Source organism: Photobacterium satsumensis, from assembly GCF_050336935.1.
GTDB lineage: Bacteria > Pseudomonadota > Gammaproteobacteria > Enterobacterales > Vibrionaceae > Photobacterium > Photobacterium satsumensis.
Genome location: NZ_JAKJSK010000006.1, coordinates 1,688,385 through 1,701,075 on the forward strand (window position 1 = coordinate 1,688,385; position 12,691 = coordinate 1,701,075).

Sequence of the window (12,691 nt, forward strand, 5' to 3'; positions counted from 1 at the left end):
TTACCGCTAAATCGAAACACCGAGATCTGGCAATACCTGAAGTTATAATTTGTTGGCAACCCGCTAAGCCGCGAAGTTGCAAGGATGTGGAAGTAGGCAAGAGAGCACTCCCTTGCCTGTTTGCTGTAGTGTAAATCGTCTGTGGTTTAGTTAACGGGTTTCTGGTCGGTCATGACGAAACGCAGCTCACCACCAGGATAGATTTCGCTGTGAGCGAAAGTATTGTACTTATCCAGCGGCTTACCGTTAATGGTTACCTCTTGCACGTAAAGGTTATCTGGGCCGTTATTTTCGGTTATCACTTTGAAGTCACCTTCTGGCAGATGCACCGTTACTTCATCAAAAACAGGGCGGCCAATGGTGTAGGTAGGATCCCCTGGGGTGATTTGATAGAAGCCCATTGTGCTCATGATGTACCAAGCCGACATCTGACCCACATCTTCATTACCAATCAAGCCGTCAGGGCCATTGTGGTAAAAGTCTTTGTATACCTGATCCAAATATTCCTGCGCTTTCCAAGGCTGATTGGTGCGGTTGTACAAATAAATGACATGGTGAGAGGGTTCATTGCCATGGACATACTGGCCAATGTAGCCCGTCATATCTTGCAAGTCGCCTTCATTCGGCTCGGCGTTAAACAGCTCGTCTAGTTTCTTATTCAAGCCATCAGTACCGCCCATGAGTTCAGTGAGGCGATCTAAATCCTGCATCAATGTCCATTGCCACTGCCAAGCGTTACCTTCCGTAAACCAGTAGTGGTCAACTTTATAAGGGTCAAACTCTGCCAGCTTGGTGCCGGTATCGTCCACCGGGACAAAGAACTTCTCGACCGGATCCCAATGGTTTTGCGACCATGTACTGCGATCCATATACTTGTCGTAGTTCTGGGTATCACCTGCAGCCTTCGCTATCTGGGCTATGGTCCAGTCATAGTAAGACATCTCAAGTGCATAGGAGACCGAGTTCCAGTTTGGCACATGGATAAACTGGTACTTCTCGTAGTAGCTGTACTGACCAGGCATCACCGAAGCCAAAATTTCATCGGGAATTTGCGGGAAGTCTTCCGGATGATATGTCGAGCTTTCCGTTGAGGCTAATAACGCATCATTTGGATCAACGTCCATCCCTTTGACGATGGCATCGGCAATAATAGCGGTCGCGGGGTAACCAATCATGGTGCCAGTATAGCTTGAATGGGCTTCCCATTTAGGCAGGATCCCGGCGTTCTTCTGCTTGCGGATCAAATCATTAGCAAAATCTTCGGCACGCTGTGGATAGATAATAGTTTGCAGCGGGTGTACAGCCCGGAAGGTATCCCACATCGAGTAGATTGAGTAGTTGGTCAGGCCATCTTCTTCGCGGATATAACCCAGTAAATCTCGGTATCGGCCATCAACATCTTCAAACACGATAGGCGCGATTTGGCTATGGTAGAATCCGGTATAGAAGTTGGTTTTCTCAACCTCGCTGCCGCCTTTTAGCCCAATAACAGAAAGCTCTTTCGCCCAGGCATATTCAGCCTCTTCTTTGACCTTGGCAAAATCGAAATCGGGGACTTCCTCTTCCAAGTTCAACTCAGCGCCTTTCCAGTCAACCGGAGAAATGCCCACTCTCACTTCAATCGGCTCATTACTTTCTGACCCAAAATCAAGGTAAGCCGCAATTTCAGTATCCGTGCGGACCGCACCATGCGGTAACGAGCGCTCGGCACCGTCTTGGTTTAGCATAACGGCATTGGCAATCGGCGCCGAGAATTTCGCATAAAAGAAGATATTGTGATCTTTTACCCATGAGCCACTGACACGACGGCCGCGGATAGTGTAATCATCGACCACTTCAATTTTATTTAAGACACTTTCACCGCCATTCGCTTGAAGCGTATGGCCAATGTCTAATTTAATTTTTCGATCACTGCCTTTCGGGAAAGTATATTTATGGTAGCCCACCCGGGTTGAAGCGGTTAATTCAGCCTGAATATTCGACTCATTTAACGTCACTTTATAATAACCGGCAGAGGCGGCTTCAGAGTCTTTATCGAAGGTGTTTTCTTCGGCATTATTCTCATCGGTGTATGGCAATATTAGAATATCGCCCAAGTCCGTCACACCGGTTCCACTTAGGTGGGTATGGCTAAAGCCATAGACCGGAATATCCTTATCAATGATCTCGCCCTTTTCATAATCACTGGCATCATGATAACCACTAGCAGAGTGCCAGCCATCCAGCGTGGTATCTGGGCTTAACTGCACCATACCTTGAGGCACCGTCGCCCCCGGAAAAGTATGACCAGAGCCCGCGGTACCGATAAATGGGTCAACGTAATTCAGTATCTCCATATCAACGACAATCTCATTATCTTTGTCGTCGGTACTATTACCACTATCAGAGTTACACCCGCTCAAACCTAGCGCTAAAGCAATTGCCAATGGTATATATTTCTTTTGGAACATAATGCCACCTTATTCAGTCAAACTCATTGTTCGCTCAAACAATAAATCAGCCTGTTATAGTTTTAAGTTTTATATAAATTCGATATTGGATTATCTGGCATTTATTATTAATTAACGGCTATTGGTGAGATATAGGATAAATTACGCATTAACTATAAATTTGTAACCATCCCAAAAGGCTGTGAGTAATCTCTCATTGCTTTATCCCCAAGTCACTTCAAAGTGCTTAGTTCAACGAGAACGACTGGGGATAGATAGACGCCCGACAAGTATCTGATGTATCGAGCGTATAATTAGAGCGTGTTTACATTTCTGACGGCTTTTGAGCCGATTCACGTTTAATCAGCAGTGGATGAAAAAATCGAGACAGTGGACTTTCTGTACCTTCAAGTGACAGCCTAGCAGCATTCATTGCCATACTTTCAATTGGACTCCGAATCGTTGTTAATTTGGGGCTGAAATAACATGTAGGGAGAACATCATCGAATCCAACAATTGAGAGACGCTCAGGTATCGCGACGCCATGCTCTTGGAACAGTTGCATTGCAGCGGCAGCATAGAAATCGTTAAAAGCTACCAATGCCGTAACAGGTAAACCTTTATTCAACAAATTTGAGGCCGCCTGCTCTCCACCCGGCTCACCAAACGGCGCTTCTTCAATCCAATCAGGATTAAACTCAATACCTGCTTCAGCCAATGCACGGCAGTAGCCATCTAGGCGAGAAAACTTGTCATCGACTTCCATTTCACACGATAAGTAGGCTATTCGCCGGTGGCCTAACTCAATGAGATGACGTGTCGCTAAGTATGTACCTTCGCTGTTATCGAGCCAGACACATTGCTGCTCAACTGCCGGTACATGACGGTTAACAATGATCAGACCGGGGATCTGCTTCGCATAGTGTACCAACATGTCATCACTCATCACCTTACTGTGTATGACGATGTTGCGGCATCCCTTGTTCAACATGAACTGGATAGCATCACCCTCACAATCCGCATCGTATTCACCACTGGCCACAATTAACTTACGTCCGTGCTGGCGTGCGACTTTTTCCACTCCTTGGGTCAATAAACCATAAAAAGGTGAGTTGAAGCGGCTGACAATCAAACCAATGGTGTCATCACCCTGATTGATGTTCAGGCGTCGGTTTCCTTTCACTTTGTAACCAAGCTCTTTCATTACCGTTTCAACTTTAGCAACGGTGTCCGGAAGAACACTGCCCGATTGATTGATAACGCGTGAAACGGTAGCAGTCGATACACCTGCAGCTTTAGCAACATCATTAATTGTCGGCATTTGTGGGTGAACTCTCAATTTTTTACCATGTAAATTACATTGAATTTTATTCTTTTACATTGGTGAATTCCATCACGGATCTTAAGGTTTTGTCGCATTATCCTCAATTTGTGACCTGAGATAGGTTTGTAATTTGAAATATATCTGTTTCCCTACATTAATTCGGATGTAAATTACATGAATAATAAAATAAAATCGACACCTTCTACTGGGCTAGCCTTGCTGCCAATGATTGCGATGGTCTGCTTCCTCGTATTCGGTTATGGCGTTTATGGCCTACCGATTGAAAGCTTATTGCTTTCATCTGCGGTTGTCGCAGCAACCGTTGCTTGGAAAATGGGCTACTCATGGGATGATATCCAAAATGCCATTATCGAGCGTCTGGCAAAAACCTTACCTGCCGTATTCATCATGGTCTTGGTGGGTGGTTTAATAGGTAGCTGGATGGTCGGCGGTACCATACCGATGTTGGTCTATTACGGCCTAAAAATCATCAGTCCTGAATATCTGATCCTCACCGCTTTCCTTGTTACCTGCATCGTTTCACTGTGTACCGGTACATCTTGGGGTTCTGCGGGTACTGTGGGTGTTGCCCTGATGGGTGTTGCATCGGGGATGGACGCCAACCTAGCCGCAGTGGCTGGTGCCGTCGTATCTGGTGCCTATTTTGGTGATAAGATTTCACCGCTATCTGATACTACTAACTTTGCTCCTGTCGTTGCTGGAACCGATTTATACTCCCACATCCAACACATGCTATGGACAACTATTCCAGCGTTCCTACTCTCTGCAGCTGTATTCTTTTTCGCTGGAAGCAGTGATGTCTCTGCTGACACCCCGGCAAAAGTGGTTGCCATTCTCGCCAATATTGAAGAGCTGTTTTCTTTAAATATCTTACTGCTACTACCACCAGCGCTGATCTTATGGGGGGCTATCCGTAAGCTACCAACAATTCCTCTAATGCTCGCAGCTATTGCTATCGCAGTCATCAATGCCGTTATTTTCCAAGGCTTTAGTTTGGTAACAGCGCTCACTTCAATGCTAAGTGGTTTTAATGCCAGCATGTTTGCCGACGCTGGATTAGCGGATATTACAGTTATTGATGATGTGCTCACCTTAGTTAACCGTGGTGGGATGACATCGATGATGGGTGTCGTACTACTTGTGTTCTGTGCCTTCTCATTTGCCGGGACCCTATCGCTAACAGGCGGGCTAAACGTCTTGGTCAACACCCTATCAAAAGGGATAAAAGGCACAGCAAGCCTAATCGGCGCAACCATCGTTACCACCATTACCGTTGTTTGTACCACTTCTGACGGCAAATTAGCCCTGCTGATTCCTTCGGAGCTATTCCGCGATACATACAAGAAGATGCAACTTGATGCGAAGAACCTGTCTCGCACCATCGAAGATGCCGGTACTGTCATCGAACCACTTGTTCCGTGGACAAATGCTGGTGTGTTTATGGCTGCCACGTTAGGCGTCTCTACGCTGGATTACCTACCTTGGGCAATTCAGAACTACTCTGCAATTTTCTTTGCCATGATCTGGGGTGTAACCGGCATCGGGATTGCTAAAGCCGTAAAGGAAGTGCGTCAAGGCGAGACAGCAACGGCGTAAGAACAACACTCACGAAGATAAACAAATAACAACTGGAAGCCTTGTAATGATTGAGGCTTCCCGCTTTACATGAGGATAATATGGCGCACGAACTTGATACCGTTATTAACCGCTATGGTACGGACTGCTTGAAATGGGACTACATGGAGAAGTGGCTAGGCGTGCCTGAAGGAGAAGCGCTACCGAGTTGGGTCTCTGATTGGGATTTCAAAGCACCAGACTTTATTACCAAACCCATGCAGGAGCGGCTGGAGCATGGTGTATTTGGCTACTCAGAACGCGGAGATGAATACTTCAACTCCGTCATTGACTGGTGGGCAGAGCGCCACCAAGTAACATTGAAAAAAGAGTGGTTTCACACCACGCCCGGCAGCATGCCGGCAATTGCAATGCTTGTAGAGCGCTGGAGTAACCCTGGCGATAAAATCTTACTGCTAAGCCCTGTTTACCACGCATTTTATCGCACCATCGAACATACCGGCCGTACAGTCGCAGAGTCACCACTAATCAATGACAGCGGCTACTATACGATTGATTTTGATGATCTAGAAGCGCAGCTGAAAAGCGGTGTAAAAATCATGATGTTCTGTAACCCACATAATCCAGGAGGCCGAGTCTGGACAGAACAAGAAGTCACCCGCGTATGCCAATTATGCCACCAATACGGCGTCTATTTGATTTCAGATGAGATATGGGCAGACGTCGTCTTTAGCGGTAATGCATTTTACAGCTGCTTACGCGTTAACCCTGAGTATTTTGACAAGTTAGCGGTATGTATTGCTGGCACTAAATCGTTTGGCCTACCGTCCATGCGCCTAACCAACACCATGATCCCTAACGAAAAAGAATCAGAGGCACTGAAATCCAAGCTATTGGCTTATGGTATCGATGTTTACAGTGCGTTTAGCATTATTGCTAACCAAGCAGCCTATCGTCATGGTAAAGAATGGCTCGATAACACCATCCAATATCTCGAAGCAAACAACCAGTTATTGAATTCGTTTGTTACCAACGAGCTACACCAAGTGACTTACCGGGTACAAGAGTCAACGTATCTGGCATGGCTAGATTGCCGAGAGATGGCAATTCCTGATGAAGAATTAGAAAAGCAGCTTCACAATGCCGGCGTTATCCCAACCATGGGCTACAGCTTTGGCCCGCAAGGGCAAGGCTTCATTCGCCTCAACCTTGGCTGCCCAATGTCTACTCTTGAAGAGAAAATCAACCGCTTACGTACTGTGTTGAAATAATCACCATCAAACTTTAGGTAGAGTATTATGCGATTTGGTTTAGATATTGGCGGCACCAAGATTGAGCTACGTGCCTACAACGAAAACAGCCAGGAGTTATTAAAGCAGCGGGTTGCAACGCCTAAGAACTACGCTGAATTTTTAGACGCTGTCACGACACTAATAAAAACCAACGAGGCTAAGCTAACAACACGAGCAAGCATTGGTATCGGATTACCTGGAGCGATTTGCCCAAAAACAGGATTGATCAAAAATGCCAATTGTACTTTTTTGAATGGGGTGGATCTTAAAGGAGACTTAGAACACCTCCTTGAAAGAGACATCTTCATTGCCAACGACGCCAATTGTTTCGCCTTATCTGAAGCGATCGATGGTGCAGCGGCAGGAAAAAAAGTGGTCTTTGGCGTAATTCTCGGTACGGGTTGTGGTGGTGGGTTGGTCATAAACCAGCAAGTGATTGTGGGGGCCAATGCCATCTGCGGGGAGTGGGGACATAATGTGTTACCTGATTATCATCCAGACAAAGATGGCATTGGACAGCCTTGTTACTGCGGCCGTACCAATTGTATTGAGCGCTATATTTCCGGTACTGGTTTTGAAATGCAGTACCTTCAGCGCTTTGGTGAAGCCAAATCAGCACCCGATATTGTTACTTCGCTAGAAAGTGGCGACCAAAAAGCCCGCCTAGCCTATTACCAGCTGGTAGACCAAGTGGCGAGAAGCTTTGCGTCTATTATTAATATCCTTGACCCGGATGCCATTGTTATTGGAGGCGGAATGTCAAACATAGCCACTTTGTATGACGATGTAGCCAAACAGATGAAGCAGTATGTTTTCAGCCCAGATAGTGAAACGGCATTGTTACCAGCTAAATACGGCGATAGTAGCGGTGTACGTGGGGCAGCTTGGTTACCGCTAAGCCAAGCATAATTAAAAAGGCCCTCTTCAATAAGAGGGCCTTCCTATTTTTTACAAGCACGTATAGCCAGAGACATACACTTAATTTGACGGCTTTTTATCGGTCATCACAAAGCGCAGCTCGCCGCCAGCGACAATATCACTGTGATTAAACACCCACCCTTCGGCCAAGGCATTGCCGTTAATGGTCACACTCTGTACGTACTTATTGGCGGGACTATTATTCTCGGCCACCACGGTGAACGTTCCGTTGGGTAGATTGACCTCGACCTTGTCAAACAATGGACGGCCAATCGTGTATTCAGGGATCCCTGGTGTCACCTGATAGAAGCCCATCGCACTCAGTACATACCATGCCGACATTTGACCAACGTCTTCATTGCCAATGAGGCCGTCTGGGGTTGGCTTGTAGAACTCTCGCATCACCCTATCTAAGTACTCTTGGGTTTGCCACGGCTCATCGGTACGGTTCCACAGATAGACAATATGGTGTGACGGCTCATTGCCATGCAAGTACTGTCCGATAAACCCTGTCATGTCCGGTAGATCTTCACCACTGGTTGATTCATCGGCTTTAAACAGGGCATCTAAATCACGTTTGAAGCCATCCTTACCGCCTAATAATTCTTCTAGCTTATTGAAGTCATGGAATGTTTGCCATTTCCACTGCCAAGCATTGCCTTCGGTAAAGGCAAACTCATCAACGTGGTAGGGGTCAAACTCCTCTTCCCCTTCCGGCAAGTTAAATGAACCATCAGAGTTAAGGGCGCGGAAGAAGCGAGTCTCAGCGTCCCAATATTTCAAGTAATGCTCAGAACGATCAAGATACGTCTGCTGGGTGGCACTGTCACCGGCCAAGCGCGCAATCTCTGATACCGCCCAATCATAATAGGAATATTCGATACCGTATGAAGCTGAGTTCCAGTAGCCATACGGGACAAAGCCATTTTCGATATTGGCCTTCATCTGCAAGTCCTGCACATAGGCCAATGTATTCTGATCCCAGTCGGGAAAACGAGATAAGTCGTATGTCGTGGTTTCCTTCACTGCGTGCAGGGCATCGTTGATGTCGATATCAAAGCCTTTTGTCAGCGCATCGGCAATGATTGAGACCGATGGATAACCAATCATGGTGCCAGTGTAATGACCATGCAGCTCCCACTTAGGTAGCAAACCGCCATCTTTCTGCTTACGGATCAAGTCGTTGACGTACTGCTCAGCTTTATCGGGATGAATGATGGTTTGTAACGGATGGAATGCTCGGAACGTGTCCCACATAGAATAAACGGTATAGTTAGGCGTATCGTCGGCCTGTTTGATGGTTTTAGCCGAATCCATAGCGCGATATTGACCGTCAACGTCTTGGAAGATCATCGGGGCAATTTGAGTGTGATACATCGCGGTATAAAAGTTGGTTTTTTCGGTTTCCGTTCCCCCTGACACCTCAACCGTATTCAGCTCATCCGCCCACGCTTTTTCAGCCGCTGCATGTACCTCATCAAATCCCCAATTTGGCACTTCAGATTCAAGGTTAAGCTTCGCACCGTCCATGCTCGTTGGTGAAATCGCCAATTTGATTTCTAACGGCTTATTGCTAGGTTCGAATTCGAAATATGACACGACTTCTTCGGCTTCGATATTGACGCTGTTCTGCACATCGTCAAACTCACTCCCATCAGCAACGACTTTATTAGAAATAATAGGCGATGAGAATTTCGCATAGAAATACACACTTTGATTCTTCGACCAAGAATCACTCTTACGATGACCTCTTACCGTGTAGGCATCAATAATTTCAAACTCATTCAATAACGACTTATTGCCCCAGCTTTTATTCAAAGTATGCGCTAAGTCCAATTTTATAAACGGTGTTTCACCATATTTAAATTTATATTTATGGTAGCCAACACGGGGGGAAACAGTCAGTTCAGCCTCGATAGCATCACGATTTAACGTGACAGAGTAATAGCCCGGCTTCGCCGTTTCATTGCTTTTATCAAAGGTGTTGTAACGGCTATTTTCATCATTGGTATAGGGCAAGATAAGAATATCACCAAGATCCGTGATTCCAGTTCCACTTAAATGAGTATGGCTAAAACCATAAACAGGAATATCTTCTACCGTACCATCATCAAAATAACCCGCCGCCGATCCCCAGCCTTCCATTGTTGTATCTGGACTCAACTGCACCATACCTGATGGAAAAGCTGCCCCGGGAAAAGTGTGCCCATCAGGCCCGGTGCCAACAAAAGGATTAACGTAATCTAACACTTTGTAATTATCTGGGCGCTCATCAACTTTACTGTTGTTGTCACCATCAGAGTTACACCCGGTTAAACCGATAACACTGGCAACTGACAGTGCCAAGAGTGCTCGTGTAAACATAGAAACTCCTAATAGATTAGATGCCCAACATTATCTAAGTTAATAAACTTGCGTTGGGCTTGAATTATCATTAGAAATTCTATCGACGGCTCATTTTTAACTTAATACGATTTTTAATTCATTTACTGGACTTTGTTACCTTAAGTACACAATTGTGTTGGTGATCTCAATTCGTAGTAATCTTTACCATTCATCATGCATTGGAATAAAAATCACATCATCAGCCATTAGGCACAAATATCCTATAAAGGGCACAAATGTCCACTATTAACGTTTTCTATAGCCCTGATAATAAGCATTGCAATAATTTACTCAACACAACGTATTAATAGACATGAGTAAACAACTCTACATTTTCTTTTTGCATCACTTTCTTTTTAAATCACTATATTTTCATATCAAGAGGTCTGTTATGTTTAATAAGCACATACTGGCAATAGCTCTTTCAGCAGCACTGGCATCACTAGCAGGTTGTAATTCTGATAGCAGTCAATCCGATGATGGCAGCAAAACACAACCCGTCAATGTCCTAGAGTATGTTGACCCATTTATTGGCACCGGGTTTAATGGCCATACTTTCCCTGGTGCCGTTGTGCCCGAAGGGTTTGTCCAACTAAGCCCCGATACCCATCTAACAGGCTGGCACTCGTCCAGCGGTTACCATTACGATGACACCACGCTCTATGGTTTTAGCCACACCCACTTAAGCGGGACTGGCATCGGTGATCTCGGTGATATACTGTTTATGCCTTACAGTCAGGATGATCAGCACCAAAAGTCTGCATTTCAAAAGTCGAACGAGCAAGCAACAGCAGGTTACTACCAAGTGACACTCGATAACTCAGGCATTGAAGCAGAGCTCACCGCAACTCCACGGGTTGGTCTCCACCGTTATCACTACCCTTCCGATCAACCACAAAAACTGAAAATCGATCTTGGTCATACCTTAAACGAAGACTGGGGCGGCGTTAGCCTAGAAAATGAAATCACTTTCATTGATGACAAGACAGTCATTGGTAAAAGGATCAGCGGCGGGTGGGCGGCCGATCAGCATGTGTATTTTGTAGCGACCTTCTCTTCCCCGATCAAGCAGTACCAGATCACCGATGAAGGCCAAGATGTAGGCGGCAATACCGCCAACGGGAAAAACGTGGTGGCTTTCATCGAGTTCGAGCCATCTGAGCAACCGCTAGAAATAAAAGTTGCGCTTTCCCCGGTCAGCACAGCCGGCGCTGAAGCCAACCTAGCTACCGAAGCGGGTGACTTGAGTTTTGACCTTGCCCACCAACAAGCAGAGCAACGCTGGCAAGAAAGCCTAGATCCGTTCCACATTCAAGGTGGCAGTGAAGATCAAAAAACCATCTTCTATACCGCCCTCTACCACACAAAACTCGCACCAATGATCCACCAAGATGTCGATGGTCAGTATCGGGGGATGGACAAAGCCACTTATACCAACCCTGAAGGGCAAACCAATTATACGGTGTATTCCATGTGGGATACCTTCCGCGCATTGCATCCCTTGAAAACCATTACCGAACCCAACCGCGCTGTAGAGTACGCACTCAACCTCATTGAAAAGCAAAAAGAAGGCGGCCTGCTGCCGAAATGGGAATTACACAGTAACTACACGGGTACCATGGTCGGTTATCCCGCTGTAGCCATTATTGCTGATGCGATGATCAAATACCCCGACGCCTTCACTCAACAACAAAAACTGGAAGCACTCGAAGCTGGTATTGCCAGCTCTACCTGGCACCCGGAAGATTTCCAGCACTGGGATCAAGACTTGCTCAATAAAGTCATGACGCCGCATATTAAGTACATTGAAGAAATAGGCTATGCGCCTGCGGATGAAACCAAGGAATCGGTCTCTTACGGTTTGGAAAATGCCTACTACGACTGGTGTATCGCCCAAATTGCCAAACTCGCGGGTAGCGATCCTGCCTACAACATGTACATGGAGCGGGCGAAAGGCTATCAGCGCTATTTCGATTTCAACCCAGCGGAGTATACCGAGCATAGCGCTACAGGCTTCATGCGCCCTGTGATGTTGGATGGCAGTTGGCGAACGCCTTATGACCCTTACAATGCCGAGCATGAAACCGGTGACTACACCGAAGGTAATGGCTGGCAATGGACCTGGTTCGCCCCGCATGACATCAATGGGTTGAAATCGGTAATGGGTGGAGAAACAGCCTTTAGAGAAAACCTCGATGCCTTATTCAATGCCGAGGAGCAAGAAGGCACCAGCGATATGACAGGGCTGATCGGCCAATATGTGCATGGTAACGAGCCGGACCAGCATGTGCCCTATTTATATAACTACACCACGACACCTTGGAAAACCCAAGAATATGTCGATCAAATACTTGAGGAATTCTACCTTGCAACCCCAGAAGGGATTGTTGGTAACGAAGATGTAGGCGCAATGTCGGCATGGTATGTCATGAGTGCATTAGGCTTTTATCAGGTCACGCCAGGCAGCACAACCTATACCATAGGCCGCCCGTTATTTGATGAGGCGACAATCCCCGTTGCAGGCGGTGAGTTCACCGTTACTGCACAGAACAATGGTCCCGGCAATCTCTATATTGACTCTGTCACCATTAACGGCAAAGCACTGACGAAAGATTTATTCTTCGATCACAGTGAATTCAAGCCCGGCGGCAACCTGCACTTTGTCATGACCTCAACACCACCACAGCCGTAAGTGTAGCGACATCGCTTATCTCCATGAACGCGCGTCTCAGCCGTCTGCTGCGGCG

Annotated in this window: 7 protein-coding genes; 4 read left to right on the forward strand and 3 right to left on the reverse strand. The window is 46.3% G+C overall.

Features of this window, described 5'->3' with window-relative positions; genetic code table 11:
• Positions 1 to 146: 146 nt before the first annotated feature.
• Positions 147 to 2,450, reverse strand: a complete 2,304-nt coding sequence (locus L4D79_RS07760) for a GH92 family glycosyl hydrolase (RefSeq protein WP_428649584.1) — start codon at positions 2,448 to 2,450, stop codon at positions 147 to 149.
• 304 nt (positions 2,451 to 2,754) lie between these two features.
• Positions 2,755 to 3,750, reverse strand: coding sequence for a LacI family DNA-binding transcriptional regulator (locus L4D79_RS07765; protein ID WP_428649586.1), 996 nt, complete (start codon positions 3,748 to 3,750; stop codon positions 2,755 to 2,757).
• Between the two features lie 177 nt (positions 3,751 to 3,927).
• On the opposite strand from L4D79_RS07765, the gene nhaC reads away from it, so the two are divergent.
• The 3 genes from nhaC to L4D79_RS07780 all read left to right on the forward strand — a co-directional run bounded on the left by nhaC (position 3,928) and on the right by L4D79_RS07780 (position 7,550).
• Entirely contained in the window at positions 3,928 to 5,370 is a 1,443-nt protein-coding gene (gene nhaC / locus L4D79_RS07770; protein ID WP_428649588.1) for a Na+/H+ antiporter NhaC, read from the forward strand.
• Positions 5,371 to 5,450: 80 nt separating this feature from the next.
• On the forward strand, positions 5,451 to 6,620 hold the full coding sequence (locus L4D79_RS07775) for a MalY/PatB family protein (protein ID WP_428649591.1): 1,170 nt from the start codon (positions 5,451 to 5,453) through the stop codon (positions 6,618 to 6,620).
• Positions 6,621 to 6,647: 27 nt separating this feature from the next.
• Positions 6,648 to 7,550 (forward strand): ROK family protein, encoded by a 903-nt coding sequence (locus L4D79_RS07780; RefSeq protein WP_428649593.1) that lies wholly within the window; start codon positions 6,648 to 6,650, stop codon positions 7,548 to 7,550.
• Between the two features lie 69 nt (positions 7,551 to 7,619).
• On the opposite strand, the gene L4D79_RS07785 is transcribed toward L4D79_RS07780, so the two are convergent.
• Positions 7,620 to 9,923: a GH92 family glycosyl hydrolase gene (locus L4D79_RS07785; protein ID WP_428649596.1), complete on the reverse strand. Its 2,304-nt coding sequence runs from the start codon at positions 9,921 to 9,923 to the stop codon at positions 7,620 to 7,622.
• Between the two features lie 412 nt (positions 9,924 to 10,335).
• On the opposite strand from L4D79_RS07785, the gene L4D79_RS07790 reads away from it, so the two are divergent.
• Entirely contained in the window at positions 10,336 to 12,636 is a 2,301-nt protein-coding gene (locus tag L4D79_RS07790) for a GH92 family glycosyl hydrolase (RefSeq protein WP_428649598.1), read from the forward strand.
• The last annotated feature ends 55 nt before the right edge of the window (positions 12,637 to 12,691 follow it).